Annotated in this window: 12 protein-coding genes and 1 rRNA gene; all 13 read right to left on the bottom strand. The window is 68.4% G+C overall.

What is annotated here, in order from left to right:
• Positions 1-132 precede the first annotated feature (132 nt).
• Positions 133-1,652 (bottom strand): 16S ribosomal RNA (locus tag SJY14_RS07890).
• Between the two features lie 662 nt (positions 1,653-2,314).
• A complete protein-coding gene (gene tyrS / locus SJY14_RS07885; protein WP_396600261.1) occupies positions 2,315-3,553 on the bottom strand; it encodes a tyrosine--tRNA ligase in 1,239 nt (412 codons plus the stop codon).
• A 110-nt stretch (positions 3,554-3,663) separates the two neighbouring features.
• On the bottom strand, positions 3,664-4,308 hold the full coding sequence (locus SJY14_RS07880; RefSeq protein ID WP_396600224.1) for a DNA-3-methyladenine glycosylase: 645 nt from the start codon (positions 4,306-4,308) through the stop codon (positions 3,664-3,666).
• A gap of 31 nt (positions 4,309-4,339) precedes the next feature.
• Entirely contained in the window at positions 4,340-4,477 is a 138-nt protein-coding gene (locus SJY14_RS07875; protein WP_161805559.1) for a hypothetical protein, read from the bottom strand.
• Positions 4,474-5,940 carry an argininosuccinate lyase gene (gene argH / locus SJY14_RS07870; RefSeq protein ID WP_396600223.1) on the bottom strand — a complete coding sequence of 489 codons (1,467 nt, stop codon included), beginning with the start codon at positions 5,938-5,940 and terminating at the stop codon, positions 4,474-4,476. The genes SJY14_RS07875 and argH overlap by 4 nt, the downstream gene beginning before the upstream one ends.
• A complete protein-coding gene (locus SJY14_RS07865) occupies positions 5,937-7,139 on the bottom strand; it encodes an argininosuccinate synthase (protein ID WP_054147263.1) in 1,203 nt (400 codons plus the stop codon). The genes argH and SJY14_RS07865 overlap by 4 nt, the downstream gene beginning before the upstream one ends.
• A 53-nt stretch (positions 7,140-7,192) precedes the next feature.
• Entirely contained in the window at positions 7,193-8,113 is a 921-nt protein-coding gene (gene argF, locus SJY14_RS07860; protein WP_054147262.1) for an ornithine carbamoyltransferase, read from the bottom strand.
• Positions 8,110-9,306 carry an acetylornithine transaminase gene (locus SJY14_RS07855; protein WP_396600222.1) on the bottom strand — a complete coding sequence of 399 codons (1,197 nt, stop codon included), beginning with the start codon at positions 9,304-9,306 and terminating at the stop codon, positions 8,110-8,112. The genes argF and SJY14_RS07855 overlap by 4 nt, the downstream gene beginning before the upstream one ends.
• 2 nt (positions 9,307-9,308) lie before the next feature.
• Positions 9,309-10,355: an acetylglutamate kinase gene (gene argB / locus SJY14_RS07850; RefSeq protein ID WP_083396520.1), complete on the bottom strand. Its 1,047-nt coding sequence runs from the start codon at positions 10,353-10,355 to the stop codon at positions 9,309-9,311.
• Positions 10,355-11,512, bottom strand: coding sequence for a bifunctional glutamate N-acetyltransferase/amino-acid acetyltransferase ArgJ (gene argJ, locus SJY14_RS07845; protein ID WP_396600221.1), 1,158 nt, complete (start codon positions 11,510-11,512; stop codon positions 10,355-10,357). The genes argB and argJ overlap by 1 nt, the downstream gene beginning before the upstream one ends.
• Positions 11,509-12,558, bottom strand: coding sequence for an N-acetyl-gamma-glutamyl-phosphate reductase (gene argC / locus SJY14_RS07840; protein ID WP_396600220.1), 1,050 nt, complete (start codon positions 12,556-12,558; stop codon positions 11,509-11,511). Before argC ends, argJ begins: the two co-directional genes overlap by 4 nt.
• A gap of 59 nt (positions 12,559-12,617) precedes the next feature.
• On the bottom strand, positions 12,618-15,128 hold the full coding sequence (gene pheT / locus SJY14_RS07835; protein WP_396600219.1) for a phenylalanine--tRNA ligase subunit beta: 2,511 nt from the start codon (positions 15,126-15,128) through the stop codon (positions 12,618-12,620).
• Positions 15,128-16,168 (bottom strand): phenylalanine--tRNA ligase subunit alpha, encoded by a 1,041-nt coding sequence (gene pheS, locus SJY14_RS07830; protein WP_396600218.1) that lies wholly within the window; start codon positions 16,166-16,168, stop codon positions 15,128-15,130. Before pheS ends, pheT begins: the two co-directional genes overlap by 1 nt.
• Positions 16,169-16,245 lie beyond the last annotated feature (77 nt).

Here is a 16,245-nt window from a genome sequence, read left to right as displayed (position 1 = left end):
TAGCGCTGATGCTCTTCATGAAGAGCCATTGTCAATGTTCCACCCATGAGCGCCGGCCGAAGACATTCGCTTCGAAACCGACTTGACTCGTTGACCCCCGTGTATACCGCGGGGCGAGTACATGCTCCTTAGAAAGGAGGTGATCCAGCCGCACCTTCCGGTACGGCTACCTTGTTACGACTTAGTCCTAATCACCGATCCCACCTTCGACAGCTCCATCCACAAGGGTTAGGCCACTGGCTTCGGGTGTTACCGACTTTCATGACTTGACGGGCGGTGTGTACAAGGCCCGGGAACGTATTCACCGCAGCGTTGCTGATCTGCGATTACTAGCGACTCCGACTTCATGAGGTCGAGTTGCAGACCTCAATCCGAACTGAGACCGGCTTTTTGGGATTCGCTCCACCTTACGGTATCGCAGCCCTTTGTACCGGCCATTGTAGCATGCGTGAAGCCCAAGACATAAGGGGCATGATGATTTGACGTCATCCCCACCTTCCTCCGAGTTGACCCCGGCAGTCTCCTATGAGTTCCCACCATAACGTGCTGGCAACATAGAACGAGGGTTGCGCTCGTTGCGGGACTTAACCCAACATCTCACGACACGAGCTGACGACAACCATGCACCACCTGTATACCGACCTTGCGGGGCGACCATCTCTGGACGTTTCCGGTATATGTCAAGCCTTGGTAAGGTTCTTCGCGTTGCATCGAATTAATCCGCATGCTCCGCCGCTTGTGCGGGCCCCCGTCAATTCCTTTGAGTTTTAGCCTTGCGGCCGTACTCCCCAGGCGGGGAACTTAATGCGTTAGCTGCGACACGGAGACCGTGGAATGGCCCCCACATCTAGTTCCCAACGTTTACGGCATGGACTACCAGGGTATCTAATCCTGTTCGCTCCCCATGCTTTCGCTCCTCAGCGTCAGTTACGGCCCAGAGATCTGCCTTCGCCATCGGTGTTCCTCCTGATATCTGCGCATTCCACCGCTACACCAGGAATTCCAATCTCCCCTACCGCACTCTAGTCTGCCCGTACCCACTGCAGGCTGGGGGTTGAGCCCCCAGATTTCACAGCAGACGCGACAAACCGCCTACGAGCTCTTTACGCCCAATAATTCCGGACAACGCTTGCACCCTACGTATTACCGCGGCTGCTGGCACGTAGTTAGCCGGTGCTTTTTCTGCAGGTACCGTCACTTTCGCTTCTTCCCTACTAAAAGAGGTTTACAACCCGAAGGCCGTCATCCCTCACGCGGCGTTGCTGCATCAGGCTTTCGCCCATTGTGCAATATTCCCCACTGCTGCCTCCCGTAGGAGTCTGGGCCGTGTCTCAGTCCCAGTGTGGCCGGTCACCCTCTCAGGCCGGCTACCCGTCGTCGCCTTGGTGAGCCATTACCTCACCAACTAGCTGATAGGCCGCGAGTCCATCCTTGACCAAAATTCTTTCCAACTCCTAGCCATGCGGCTGAAGCTCGTATCCGGTATTAGACGCCATTTCTAGCGCTTATCCCAGAGTCAAGGGCAGGTTACTCACGTGTTACTCACCCGTTCGCCACTAATCCCTGGAGCAAGCTCCAGTTCATCGTTCGACTTGCATGTGTTAAGCACGCCGCCAGCGTTCGTCCTGAGCCAGGATCAAACTCTCCGTAAAAGAAAAAACAGCACAACCGGAATAGGCCATGACTGCTGAATTTGATGCTGACTAAAGAACAAAACAATCTGACGATTGTTGTTGTCCATCAATCTCAAAGAAACCTAAACACCACTCACAAACCCACCAAAAGATGAGACCACAAGCAATGCCAGGGTATAATTTGGCATTTGACAATGTGCACGCTGTTGAGTTCTCAAGGACCAAACGCACCCGAGTCCCGGCCCATAAGACCATCGCTCGAAGCTGCTGTGGAACCGTACCACCCCGTTGGACCAAGCCAAAACGACTCGATTTCCGATCCCCACCACGTGAAGACCAGCACCTGGCCTGAACCAGAGGATGGATTTGAAACCCTACCACACGAATCTCAAGCCGCAAACGACTCGATCTCGGGGAGGATGTCACCACTTGAGGCCGGCAAGCTCCGGATCGGGACCATCTCTGATCGCTGTCCTAGCCGCTCCGCCGCACCTTTGGGCTGACTCGGATTACTTTACACAGACCCCCGCCCCCACCCCCAAACTCCCTGCATCCCGGGCGTGTCGCCGTGGACAGGCCGGGAAACATGGGGATCGAAGCGCCGAGCGCGGCCCGGGACGACAGAAGCCCGCTTCCTCGGGGAGGAAGCGGGCTTCTCGGATGCAGCATGTCGACGTGTGTCAGACCTTCACGGTCACGCCGGCCAGCGTCTTCTTGCCCCGCCGGAGTACGACGACTCCCCCGTCCAGTCGAGAGTCCGCAACGAGGGCTTCACCGTTCTCGACCCGGGCGTTGTTCACGTAGACCCCACCCTCGGCCGTGGCCCGGCGAGCCGCCCCCAACGAGGCGACGAGTCCGGTGTCGACCAAAGCCTGGGCGATGGTGGTCGACGCGTCGGCCGTTGCCGCCGGCAACTCGGCGATCGCACTGGCGAGCGTCTGCTGATCGAGGACGGCGAGATCGCCCTGGCCGAAAAGGGCTGCGGCGGCATCGATGGCCGACTGGGTCGCCGAGGTGCCGTGGACCAGGGACGTGACGTGCCAGGCCAACGCCCGCTGCGCCTCCCGTCGGAAGGGTTCGTCGGCGACGGCCTTCTCGAGCCGTTCGATCTCGGCACGCGAGAGGAACGTGAACACCTTGAGCCGCGGGACGACGTCGGCGTCGTCGGTGTTGAGCCAGAACTGGTACATCGCGTACGGACTGGTGAGCTCGGCGTCGAGCCAGACCGCGTTGCCCTCGCTCTTGCCGAACTTGGTGCCGTCGGTGTTGGTGATCAGCGGCGTGCCGATCGCGTGCACCGAGACGCCCTCGGTGCGGCGGATCAGCTCGGTGCCGCTGGTGAGGTTGCCCCACTGGTCGCTGCCGCCGGTCTGCAGGACGCAGTCGTAGCTGCGGTAGAGCTCACGGAAGTCGAGGCCTTGGAGGATCTGGTAGCTGAACTCGGTGTAGCTGATGCCGGCGTCGGAGTTCAGACGCGCGGCCACGGCGTCTTTCTTGAGCATCGTGTTGACGCGGAAGTTCTTGCCGATGTCGCGCAGGAACTCGATGGCGCTGAGCGGTGACGTCCAGTCGAGGTTGTTCACCACACGGAGACCGTTGTCACCGTCGGGCGAGAGAAACTTCTCGACGTGCACGCGGATGCGGTCGACCCACTCGGCCGTCTGCTCGGGAGTCTTGAGCACCCGCTCGGCGGTCGGACGCGGATCACCGATGAGGCCGGTCGACCCACCCACGAGACCCAGGGGCCGGTGACCGGCGAGCTGGAGGCGACGCATGGTGAGCAACTGCACGAGATTGCCGAGGTGCAGGCTGGGGGCCGTCGGGTCGAAGCCGCAGTAGTAGGTGATCGGCGGGCCGGCGAGCAGGGTCTTCAGGTCGTCGGCGTCGGTCGAGACGTGCACCAGGCCGCGCCACTGCATCTCGTCCCACACGTCGTCGAACGAGGGGTCGTTGCTCTGGGCGGCCAGGACGTCTGCGGTCGTTTCACTGGTCACCCTCGAAACGCTACCAGCGGCCACCGTCTGCTCCGTCACGCCCCACCGCGCCTTCGTGAGACGGCTGCACGGTACGGCGAGACCGTCGGATCGCCCTCGAGCGAGAACCGCCACGGGAAGGCGTCGCCACCGGCGTGACCCGACACACCGACACGCGGGCCGGCGGCGACCGGGCCGACCGGTGCGGACGGGAGGCGCAACCGGAACCGCGCCTCCTGACCCGGGGTGTCGGCGACGAGGTGCGAGCCGTCGTCGTCGAGCTCGATGCCGAGCGCGGAACCGAGTCGGCCGGGACCGCGAGCCAGGTCGTCCGGGGTCCGCGACGTCGACCGGCGGGCTCGTGCCTCGTCGACGCCGGCCACCACCTCACCCGAGCGCAACAGGACACCGGACGCGTAGCCCTCGGGACCGCACACGACGTTGACGCAGCGGTGGATGCCGTACGACAGGTATACGTAGAGCGTCCCGCCGCCCTCGAACATGCTGCCGTTGCGGGCCGACGGGCCCCGGTGTGCATGCGAGCCGGGGTCCTGCCCCTGACCGTGGTACGCCTCGACCTCGGTCAGGCGCACCCCCACACCACCCGACCAGAAGATCGAACCGAGGAGGCGCGGCGCGACGACCAGCGCCGGCTCGGCCAGCAACGTCGCCAGGACGTCGTCGACCGGTGTGGTCGTCACCGCTCCCCCGTGTCCACAGCGATCATCGCGGTCAGAAGAAGCGCTGGCCGCTGGCGACCGCGATCACCGCGACGGCGACGAGCACCGCCACGGCGATCGCGACGACGACCGGCACGACCCAGGCACGGACCGGCCGATCGTCTCGAGACCCCGGTCGTCGACGACTCACGCCGCCGCCGGTGCGAGGGCCTGGACGAGGTGTCGCATCTGCTCGGTGAGCTGCGCGAGCTGCTCGGCGACCCGCTCGGGAGCCGTGCCGCCGGCACCGCGACGGCTCGCGATGGAGCCCTCGACCGTCAGGACCGGACGGATCTCGGGCGTGAGGTGTACCGAGATCGACCGGTACTGCTCGTCGGATGGCTCGTGCAGCTCGAGGTCGTGCTGCTCGCAGAACCGGACCAGTTCGCCGCTGATCTCGTGCGCGTCACGGAACGTGACCCCCTGACGGACGAGCCACTCGGCGACGTCGGTCGCGAGCGAGAAGCCCTGCGGGGCGAGCTCGGCCATGCGCTGCTCGTCGAAGTCGAGGGTCGCGACCATGCCCGTGAACGCCGGGAGCAGGACTTCGAGCTGGCCGACCGAGTCGAACACCGGTTCTTTGTCTTCTTGCAGATCTCGGTTGTACGCCAGCGGCAACCCCTTGAGCGTCGCGAGCAGACCGGTCAGGTTGCCGATGAGTCGGCCCGACTTGCCGCGCGCGAGCTCGGCGATGTCGGGGTTCTTCTTCTGCGGCATGATGCTCGACCCGGTCGAGAACGCGTCGTGCAGTCGGACGAAGCCGAACTCGCGAGTGTTCCAGAGGATGATCTCTTCGGCGAGCCGGGAGAGGTCGATGCCGATCGACGCCGTGACGAACGCGAACTCGGACACCACGTCGCGACTGGCCGTCGCGTCGATCGAGTTCTCGGTCGTGCGGTCGAACCCGAGATCGGTCGCCACGAGAAGCGGGTCGAGCCCCAGCGAGCTGCCGGCGAGGGCGCCCGCCCCGTAGGGCGAGGCCCCGGCCCGACGCGACCAGTCGCGCAGGCGCTCGAGGTCGCGGACCAGGGGCCAGGCGTGCGCCAGCAGGTGGTGCGCCAGCAGGACCGGCTGGGCGTGCTGGAGGTGCGTGCGGCCGGGCATGACAGCCGTCGGGTGAGTCGTCGCCTGACCCGCGATGGCGTCGACCAGGTCGACGACCTGCCGACCGATGACGCGGGCGTGGTCGCGTAGGTACAAGCGCACGAGCGTCGCGATCTGGTCGTTCCGGCTGCGCCCCGCCCGGAGCTTGCCGCCGAGCTCGACACCGGCGATGCCGATGAGCCCTCGCTCGAGCGCGGAGTGGACGTCCTCGTCGGACTCGGCCGCGGTGAACGTCCCGTCGAGCACGTCCGACTCGAGCCGGTCGAGAGCCGACAGCATGGCCTCGAGCTCTGACGCGTCGAGGTAACCCGCCGACGCCAGGGCACGGGCATGCGCCCGGGACCCGGCGATGTCGTACGAGGCCAGCTGCCAGTCGAACTGCGTGGACTTGCTCAGCGCCGCGAGCTCGGCGGACGGCCCGGAGGCGAAGCGGCCGCCCCAGAGGGCACCCGCCTCGCCGGCGCGCTCGTTCTTGCCGGGCCCGTCGCCCGACCCGGTGGCGTCGGTCACGCCCCGTGGGCCAGGTCGCGACGAGCCGAGATCTTGCTGGGCAGCGACCAGATCTCGATGAAGCCCTTCGACAGGGACTGATCGAAGGTGTCGCCCGTGTCGTAGGTCGCGAGGTCGAAGTCGTAGAGGCTCGCGTCGCTCTTCTGCCCGGTGACGACCGCGCGTCCGCCCTGCAGCTTGAGACGGATCTCGCCCGACACGTACTTCTGCGTGTCGTCGATGAAGACGTCGAGCGAGCGCTTGAGACCAGAGAACCACAGGCCGTCGTAGACCAGGTTCGACCATTCGGCCTCGACCCCGCGCTTGTATCGACCGAGGTCGCGCTCGATGGTCAGGGCCTCGAGCGCCTCGTGCGCGGCGATGAGGGCCATCGCGCCGGGTGCCTCGTAGACCTCGCGGCTCTTGATGCCGACGAGGCGGTCCTCGACGACGTCGATGCGCCCGACGCCGTGCTTGCCGGCGAGCTCGTTCATGCGCTCGACGATGCCCAGCGGGGTGAACGCCACGCCGTCGATCGCGGTCGGGACGCCGGCCTCGAACGTGATGACGACCTCGTCGGCGTCCTTGACGATCGCCGGGTCTTGCGTGTACTCGTACAGGTCCTCGATCGGGGCGTTCCAGGGGTCCTCGAGAAATCCGGTCTCGACCGCGCGGCCCCAGACGTTCTTGTCGATCGAGTAGGGGTTCTTGGCGCTCTGGCGGATGGGCAGGTTGTGCTCTTCCGCGTACACGATCGCCTTGTCCCGGGTGAGGGCCAGGTCGCGGACCGGGGCGATGCTCGTCAGGTCGGGAGCGAGCGCCGCGACGGCCGCCTCGAAGCGGACCTGGTCGTTGCCCTTGCCGGTGCAGCCGTGGGCGACGCTGTTCGCGCCCAGCTCTTTCGCGACCGACGCCAGGTGGCGGGCGATCAACGGGCGGCTGAGGGCGGAGACCAACGGGTAGGTCTTCTGGTACAGCGCGTTGGCCTTAAGGGCCGGCATCAGGTAGTCGGTGCCGAATTCCTCTTTGGCGTCCACGACGACCGACTCGACCGCTCCGCAGTCGAGGGCGCGCTGCCGGATGTCTTCCATGTCCTCGCCGCCCTGTCCGACGTCGACGGCGAGGGCGACCACCTCTTTACCGGTGGCATCGGCCAACCAGCCGATGCCGACCGAGGTGTCGAGGCCTCCTGAGTATGCGAGGACGACGCGTTCCGCCATGGTTCTCCTTGTGTGGTGTGGGTGTGTCTACGTGTGTGAGGTGGTGGGGGTGCTCAGCGGGCCAGCAGCCAGGTGAGCAGCGCCTTCTGAGCGTGCAGCCGGTTCTCGGCCTCGTCCCAGATGACGCTCGTCGGGCCGTCGATGACGTCGGCCGTGACCTCGTACCCGCGGTCGGCGGGGAGGCAGTGCAGGAAGATCGCGTCGTCATCGGCCTGGGCCATCAACGCCTGGTCGACCTTGAACGATCCGAAGACGGCGACTCGTTCGTCTTTCTCGTCTTCCTTGCCCATCGAGACCCAGGTGTCGGTCACGACGACGTCGACTCCGGCGACGGCCTCGGTCGCGTCGGTGGTGACCAGGACGGAGCCGCCCGTCCGGGCGGCGATCGCCTCGGCATCGGTGACGACGGTCGGGTCGGGCAGGAAGCCCTCGGGGGCGCCGATGCGGACGTGCATTCCCGCGGTCGCGCAGGCCAGCAGGTACGACTGGCCCATGTTGCAGCGTCCGTCACCGACGAACGCCACCGAGAGCCCGGCGAGCGTGCCCTTCTTCTCGCGGATGGTCTGCAGGTCGGCGAGCAGCTGGCACGGGTGGAAGTCGTCGCTCAGCGCGTTGACGACGGGCACGGTCGTGCCCGCCGCCATCTCTTCGAGGCCGGACTGCGCGTAGGTGCGCCAGACGATGGCGGACACCATGCGCTCGAGGACGCGCGCCGTGTCGGACGGGGTCTCTTTGCCGCCCAGCTGGCTGTTCGCCGTGGCGATGATCAACGGGCTGCCGCCGAGGTCGGCGATGCCGACCGCGAACGACACCCGGGTACGCGTCGAGGACTTGTCGAAGATGACGGCGACGGTCTGCGGACCGGCCAGCGGCCGCTGCGACCAGCGGTCGCGCTTGAGCTCGTCGGCGAGGTCGAGCACCTCGAGCTGTTCGGCCGTGGTCAGGTCGTCGTCCCGGAGGAAGTGGCGGGTCATTCGAGGCCTTTCAGGACGGTGGTCATGATCTGGGTGAACTCGGCGATCTCGTCGTCGCCGACGATCAGAGGAGGCGCGAGGCGGATGCTCGAGTCGTTCGGCGCGTTGACGATGAGGCCGGCTTCGAGGGCATCGGCGGCGACCTGGGCCGCGACGGGCTGCGCCAGCCCCAAGCCGATGAGGAGGCCGTTGCCCCGGACCTCGCGGACGAGGGGCGAACCGATGGATGCGATCGCCGCACGCAGCTGGTCACCGCGGACGATCGCGTTGAGCACGAGCTGGCTGGCCTCGATCTCGCCGAGCACGGCGTTGGCCGCCGCGGTGGCGAGCGGGTTGCCGCCGAAGGTGCTGCCGTGCTGCCCGGCCTCGAACAGGTCGGACGTGTCGCCGAAGGTGATGAGCGCACCGATGGGGACTCCCCCGGCGATGCCCTTGGCGACGGTGATGGCGTCGGGGACGATGTCGTGCTGCTGGAAGGCGAACCACGAGCCGGTCCGACCGATGCCGGTCTGGATCTCGTCGAGGATCAGCAGTGCCCCGTGCTTCGTGGTGAGCTCGCGGGCGCGCTCGAGGTAGCCGTCGGGCAGGTCGACGACGCCGGCCTCACCCTTGATCGGCTCGACGAACAGGGCGGCCACCGTACCGTCGAGGGCCGCCTCGAGGGCTTCGACGGTCGTGTCGATGTGCTCGACCCCGGGCATCATCGGCTCGAACGGCTCACGCAACGCCGGCTTGCCGGTCAGCGCGAGCGAGCCCATGGTTCGCCCGTGGAACGAGTTCTGCAGGGCGAGGATGCGGGTACGTGAGCCGTCACCCCGGTTGAGTCGAGCCAGTTTGACCGCGGCCTCGTTGGCCTCGGCTCCGCTGTTGCCGAAGTAGACGCGCCCACGCTCGCCGGCGCCGCTGATGCGGGTCAGCCGTTCGGCGAGCTCGACCTGCGGGGCCGTCGCGAAGTAGTTGGAGACGTGGATCAGCTTGCTCGCCTGCTCGGTGAGCGCCTCGACGAGCACCGGGTGGGCGTGCCCGAGGGCGTTCACGGCGATGCCCGCCAGGAAGTCGAGGTAGCGCTTGCCGTCGACGTCCCAGACCTGGCAGCCCTCGCCGCGGTCGAGCATCACCTTCGGAGTGGACAGCGAGCGCATCATCGAGTCGCCGAATCGGCGCTGCCAGGTACCGCCTTGGGTCTGGATCATGGTCACGACTGTCCTTTCGTGTCGGTGCCGCTCGCGGCAGGGCCACCCGGGGCGGTGCCCCCGGTGGTGACGATCTCGCCGGCGGGGGTGCCGAACGAGGTGACGACGGGGGCGCCGGTCGACGCCGCCCGGTCGTCGGGGACCACCTCGGTGCCCGACCCGCGCTGGGTGAACACCTCGAGGAGGATCGAGTGCGGGATGCGACCGTCGATGATGGTCGCCCCGCCCACGCCGCCCACGACCGAGTCGAGGCAGGCGCGCATCTTGGGGATCATGCCCGACTCGAGGGTCGGGAGCATGTCGGTGAGGGCCGAGACCGTGATGGCCTCGACGAGCGAGTCGCGGTTCGGCCAGTCGGCGTAGAGCCCCGCCACGTCGGTCAGGACGACGAGCTTGGCCGCCCCGAGGGCGATCGCCAGCGCACCCGCGGCGGCGTCGGCGTTGACGTTGAGGGCGTGCTCGGGGTCGGTGGTGTTCGTCGCGATGGACGACACCACGGGGATGCGCCCCGCCTCGATCTCGGCCAGCACCGACGACGGGTCGACGCGGGTCACGTCACCCACGTGGCCCAGGTCGAAGGTCTCGCCGTCGACCACCACACCGCGCTTGCGCCCCTCGAACAAGGTCGACCCCTCGCCCGAGACACCGCGGGCCAGGTCGCCGTGCTCGTTGATCAGCTCGACGATCTCGCGGTTGACCTCGCCGGCCAGGACGTCGCGCACGACCGAGATCGCCTCGGTCGACGTGTAGCGGTAGCCGCCCCGGAACTCGCTCTCGATGCCGGCCGCGTCGAGGGCGGCCGAGATCTGAGGCCCCCCGCCGTGGACGACCACCGGGTGCAACCCGGCGTAGCGCAGGTAGACCATGTCCTCGGCGAACGCCTGCTTGAGGGCGTCGTCGACCATGGCGTTGCCGCCGAACTTGACGACGACGACCTTGCCCGAGAAGCGTTTCAGCCAGGGCAGCGACTCGATCAGCGTCGAGGCCTTGACCGCGGCCAGCTCTTGTTCGTCGGCCGCGGTGGCGCCGGTGCTCGTGTGGACGCCCATCAGCTGGAGTACGCGCTGTTCTCGTGCACGTAGTCGTGCGTGAGGTCGTTCGTCAGGATGGTCGCCTCGGCCGGGCCCGTCTTCAGGTCGACGAGCACGTGAACCGCTCGCGGGGTCAGATCGACCTCGTCGCTCGGCCGATCGGGTGCCCCGGCGTGGCAGACGCGGATGCCGTTGATGGTCACGTCGACGTCGTACGGGTCGAACTCGGCCGACGTGGTGCCGATGGCCGCGAGCACGCGACCCCAGTTGGGATCGTTGCCGAAGACGGCCGCCTTGAACAGGTTGTTTCGTGCGATCGAACGACCCACCTCGACGGCGTCGTCATCGGACGCCGCCCCCACGATCTCGATGCGGATGTCGTGCGAGGCGCCCTCGGCATCGGCCTGCAGCTGCTCGGCGAGGTCGGCGCAGAGCGCCGTGACCGCCGCCGAGAAGACATCGGCAGGAGGCGCGACACCGGACTCGGCGCTGGCCAGCAACACGACGGTGTCGTTCGTCGACATGCAGCCGTCCGAGTCGAGACGGTCGAAGGTGACCCGGGTCGCCTCGCGGAGCGCGGAGTCGAGACCCGACGCGTCGACGTCGGCGTCCGTCGTGAGCACGACGAGCATCGTGGCGAGGCCTGGGGCCAGCATGCCCGCACCCTTGGCCATTCCGCCGACGACCCATCCGTCGCCCGAGACGACGGCCTGCTTGGGCGTGGTGTCGGTCGTCATGATGGCCGTGGCGGCGTCGAGGCCGCCGTCGGCCGACAGGGCGCCGGCCGCCGCGGTGGAACCGCTCAGCACCTTGTCACGGAAGATCTGGTCGCCGACTCCGATGAGGCCCGTCGAGCAGACGACGACGTCCGTCGCAGACAGCTCGAGGGCGGCGGCCACGGTCTCGGCCGTGGAGTGGGTCGTCTGGAAGCCGAACGCTCCCGTGAAGCAGTTCGCGCCTCCGGAATTGAGGACGACGGCGTCCACGCGACCGTCGGCGATCACCTGCTGCGACCAGAGGACGGGGTTGGCCTTGGCCCGGTTGCTGGTGAAGACGGCCGCCGCGGCCGTGCTGCGACCCCGGTTGACGACCAGGGCGACGTCGGGCGCACCCGAGCTCTTGAGGCCGGCGACGACGCCGGAGGCCTCGAAACCGGCTGCTGCGGTGACGCTCACGGGGCGACTCCGTTCTGGCCGAGGCCGGTGGTCTCGGGCAGGCCGAGAGCGATGTTGGCGGACTGGACGGCGGCACCGGCCGTGCCCTTCACGAGGTTGTCGAGGGCCGTGACCACGACGACGCGATCCGCGGCCTCGTCGACGGCGAGCCCGATCAGAGCGGTGTTGGCCCCGATCGTGTCGGCCGTGCGGGGGAACTCACCGTCGGGCAGGAGGTGCACGAAGGGCTCGTTCGCATAGGCCTGCTGCCAGGCCGATCGCACGTCGTGGGCGGTGACGCCCGGCGCGAGACGAGCGGTCGTCGTGGCGAGGATGCCGCGCGCCATCGGGACGAGCACCGGGGTGAACGAGACGTTCACCTCGGTCGCACCGGCCACGCGCAGGTTCTGCTGGATCTCGGGGATGTGTCGGTGGCTGCCGCCCACGCCGTAGGCCGACGCCGACCCCATGAGCTCGCTCGCCAGCAGGTGCGTCTTCAGCGCTTTGCCCGCCCCGGACGGTCCCACGGCCAAGACGGTCACGATGTCGGCGGTCTCGACGACGCCCGCCTGCACGCCGGGTGCCAGGCCCAGGGTGACCGCGGTGACGTTGCAGCCCGGAACCGCGATGCGCTTGGCCCCCACCAGGACGTCGCGCTGGCGGCCCGGGGTGTCGCCGAGGACGAGCTCGGGCAGGCCGTACGACCACGCTCCGTAGAACTCGCCACCGTAGAACGCCTGCCAGGCGGACTCGTCGGTCAGTCGGTGGTCGGCACCGCAGTCGACGACGAGAGTGTCGTCGGGCAGCTGGGCGGTGATCGCCCCCGACTTGCCGTGGGGCAGGGCGAGGAACACGACGTCGTGGCCCGCGAGGGCCTCGGGCGTCGTCTCGACCAGGGTCAGGTGCGCCAAGGAGCGCAGGTGCGGCTGCACCGAGAGGAGTCGCTGACCGGCGTTATGGAACGCGGTGACGGTCTGCACCTCGAAGTCGGGATGCTCGGCCAGCAAGCGCAGGAGCTCACCACCGGCGTAACCACTCGCGCCGGCCACGGCAACGGAGAAAGGCATGCGTCCACCCTAATGTTCGAAATCGGCCTGGGATCAGGGGCGGCGGCGCCGGGCGAGTGTCAGTCGCGGAGCGCCGCCCCGAATCGCTCGCCGGCCAGGCGGACGGAGCCGGACTTGGCCTCGGAGGCCTCGGCCGCGGTGAGGGTGCGGTCGTCGGCCCGGAAGCGAAGGGCGAAGGTGAGCGACTTCGAGGCGTCGGGCAGTCCGGCGCCACGGTAGTCGTCGACCAGCCGGACGGTCTCGAGCAGGGGGCCCGCGCCCTCGCGCACGGTGGCGAGCACGTCGCCCGCGGGGACGTCGACGCCCACCACGAGGGACAGGTCTTGCGTGGCCGCGGGGTAGGACGACAGGGCCGAGGTGGCCGGTTCGACGACGGCGAGGGCGATCAGACGGTCGAGGTCGACCTCGGCCACGGCGACCACCCGGGGCAGGTCGAGCTCGGCTGCCACGCTCGGCAGCAGTTCACCCGCGATGCCCACGACCTCGTCACCGACGAGCACCTCGGCCGTGCGGCCGGGGTGCAGCGAGACGTGACGGGCCTGCCGGAAGGTGACTTCGGCAGCAACGGCCGACGCAGCGACGCGCACGGCGTCGAGCACGTCGGCGAGGGACGCGGGGACGGCGGATTGCCCCGGGGCGCGGTCGACGACCGTGCCGACCGTGAGGAGACCGAGGTGCCGTGGCTGGGGCGGCAAGGCCTCGGCGAGGGAGCGCAACGTCGCATCGTCGGGGCGGGCGGCCCCGAACGGGACGTCGTCGCTGCCGTAGGTGACGCCGTCGGAAGGCAGGAAGACGGTGCCCACCTCGAACACCGAGAGATCGACGAGACCCCGACCGAGGTTGCGGCGGGCGACCTCGAGCAGCCCCGGCACCAGCGACCGACGGAGTTCGGGCGCTGCCGAGTCGAGGGGGTTCGCGAGCCGGACGACCGGCGACGACGTGCCGTCGGCCGATCCGAAGGCGAGGTTCTGGGCCGACGAGACGAACGGGTACGCGGCGACCTCGGTCGAGCCGGCCGCGGCGAGGCCGTTCGACACCTGCCGGCGCAGCTGCTGCTCACGAGACAGTCCACGACCGGCCGGGGCGACGGGCAGCACCGAGGGAATGCGGTCGTAACCCGTGATGCGGGCGACCTCCTCGACGAGCGATGCGGAGTCGACCAGATCACTGCGCCAGGTCGGCGGGGTCACGAGCCAGTCGTGACCGGACCGCTCGACGCTCGCCCCGATGGCCGAGAGAGCACCGGAGACCTCGTCGTCGGTGTAGTCGACGCCCATGAGGCGCGCAGCGCGGTCGGCCGGCAGGGTGATCGTGTCGGGAGGGGTGGACGCGTCCCACCGTGACCCGAGCGTGTCGGCCGTGCCACCGGCGAGCTCGACGAGCAGGTCGACCACGCGCTGGGCGGCCGCCTCGGCCACCTGCGGGTCGACACCGCGCTCGAATCGCTTGGACGCCTCGCTCGGCAGCTTGTGACGGCGGGCGGTCCGCGCGATCGACGTGGGGTCGAAGGTCGCGGCCTCGACGAGGACGTCGGTCGTGGTCGCACCGATCTCGGTCGAGGCGCCGCCCATGACGCCGGCCAGGCCCACGGCACCCGACTCGTCGGCGATCACGAGGTCTTCGGCGTGCAGGTCGCGGACCTGGCCGTCGAGGGTCTCGAGGCGCTCGCCCGGTGCGGCCCGGCGGACCGAGAGACCGCCGCTGACCTTGTCGAGGTCGTAGCCGTGGATCGGTTGACCGAGCTCGAACATGACGTAGTTGGTGACGTCGACCGGGAGCGAGATGCTGCGGACCCCCGCCAGCCGCAAGCGCGACGCGAGCCACGGAGGGGTGGGACGGGTCGCGTCGATGCCGCGGACCACCTTGGTGGTGAAGGTCTGGACGCCGACGCGGTCGCGCACGGGCGCCTGGTCGTCCACGACGACCGAGAAGCCCGAGGACGGGTTCGGCGAGACGAGCGACGCGGGGTCGCGGAAGGATGCCCCCGTGGCGTGCGAGTACTCGCGGGCCACCCCCCGGATGCTGAAGGCGTAGCCCCGGTCGGGCGTGACGTTAATCTCGACCGCCGCCTCGTCGAGGCCCAACAGCGCGATCGCGTCGGTGCCGACCTCGGGGTCGAGACCCAGCGACGAGAGGACGAGGATGCCGTCGTGCTCGTCGCCGAGGCCCAGCTCGCGGGTCGAGGCGATCATGCCGTCGGAGACGTGCCCGTAGGTCTTGCGGGCGGCGATCGGGAAGGGCCCGGGCAGCACGGCACCGGGCAAGGACACGACGACCTTGTCGCCGACGACGAAGTTGTGGGCGCCGCAGACGATGCCGCGGACGTCGTCCGGGTCGGTGGCCGCGTTCGGACCCACGGCGACCTGGCACCAGTTGATCGTCTTGCCGTTCTTCTGCGGCTCGGGTGTGAACTCGAGGACCTGACCGACCACGAGGGGCCCGGTCACGTCGCCGACGTGCACGTCTTCTTCTTCGAAGCCGACCGACACGAGGGCGGCGTGGACGCTCTCGAGCGACACGTCGCCCGGCAGCTCGACGAACTCGCCGAGCCAACTCAGCGGAACCCGCATCAGACCACCATCCCGAACTGCTCGCTGAACCTGACGTCGCCCTCGACCATGTCGCGCATGTCGTTGAGGTCGTTGCGGAACTGCAGGGTCCGCTCGATGCCCATGCCGAAGGCGAAGCCCTGGTAGCGCTCGGGATCGATGCCCGCCGCGCGCAACACGTTGGGGTTGACCATGCCGCAGCCGCCCCATTCGACCCACCGCGCGCCGCCCTTGGCGTTCGGCTGCCAGACGTCCATCTCGGCACTGGGCTCGGTGAAGGGGAAGTAGTTGGGGCGCAGGCGGATCTGCGCCTCGGCGCCGAACATCGAGCGCGCGAGGTGCTCGAGCGTGCCGCGCAGGTGGGCCATCGTCAAGCCTTCGTCGACGGCGATGCCCTCGAGCTGCGTGAAGACGGGCGTGTGCGTCGCGTCGAGCTCGTCGGTACGGAACACGCGGCCGACGGCGACGTTGTAGACGGGAAGCTCTCTGGACAGCAGGGTGCGGATCTGCACCGGCGACGTGTGCGTGCGAAGAACCAGGTGACGGTCGACGGGGTCGACGAAGAACGTGTCTTGCATGGCGCGCGCCGGGTGGTCGGCGTCGAAGTTCAGGGCGTCGAAGTTGAACCACTCGTGCTCGAGCTCGGGGCCCTCGTTGACCTCCCACCCCATGCCGACGAACAGGTCGGCCATCCGCTCTTGCAGCAGCGTCAGGGGGTGACGGGCCCCGGGGCGACGACGGGACGGCAGGGCCGTGACGTCGACCGTCTCGGCCTCGAGCCGGGCGGTCTCTTCGATCACGGCCAGCTCGGCCTCGCGCGTGGCGACGGCTTGGCCGACGCGCCCGCGGGCCTGGCCGACGAGCTTGCCCGCCGCGGCCTTCTGGTCGTTCGGCAGGTCGCGCAGACCGGCGTTCAGCCGGGCCAGCACCGACGCCTCGCCGACGTGCTGCGCACGGGCGGTCTTGAGCTCGGCGACGGTGGCAGCCGTGGCGATCGCCGCGAGAGCGGCGTCGACCGCCGACGCGACGGCGTCTTCGGAGAGGGGGGCGGAGTCTGACACGAGAACCAAGCTTAGCGATCGTTGGGAGGCGACCCGCGCCTCCTGGTCGAGGTCGACGAGGAGGCGCGGGCTGGGGA

Source organism: Frigoribacterium sp. R86507 (genome assembly GCF_044597695.1).
In the GTDB taxonomy this organism is placed as follows: Bacteria; Actinomycetota; Actinomycetes; order Actinomycetales; family Microbacteriaceae; genus Frigoribacterium.
Note: the sequence above shows the minus strand (reverse complement) of the source record. Positions and strands in the feature narration are given on the sequence as shown.

Coding starts and splice junctions, on each gene's coding strand:
- tyrS (WP_396600261.1), bottom strand. CDS start 3,553: ATGCAGTGGCGCGGCCTGGTGCACGTCTCGACCGACGCCGACGACCTG.
- argF (WP_054147262.1), bottom strand. CDS start 8,113: ATGACCCGCCACTTCCTCCGGGACGACGACCTGACCACGGCCGAACAG.
- SJY14_RS07865 (WP_054147263.1), bottom strand. CDS start 7,139: ATGGCGGAACGCGTCGTCCTCGCATACTCAGGAGGCCTCGACACCTCG.
- SJY14_RS07855 (WP_396600222.1), bottom strand. CDS start 9,306: ATGATCCAGACCCAAGGCGGTACCTGGCAGCGCCGATTCGGCGACTCG.
- argC (WP_396600220.1), bottom strand. CDS start 12,558: ATGCCTTTCTCCGTTGCCGTGGCCGGCGCGAGTGGTTACGCCGGTGGT.
- pheT (WP_396600219.1), bottom strand. CDS start 15,128: ATGCGGGTTCCGCTGAGTTGGCTCGGCGAGTTCGTCGAGCTGCCGGGC.
- argB (WP_083396520.1), bottom strand. CDS start 10,355: ATGGGCGTCCACACGAGCACCGGCGCCACCGCGGCCGACGAACAAGAG.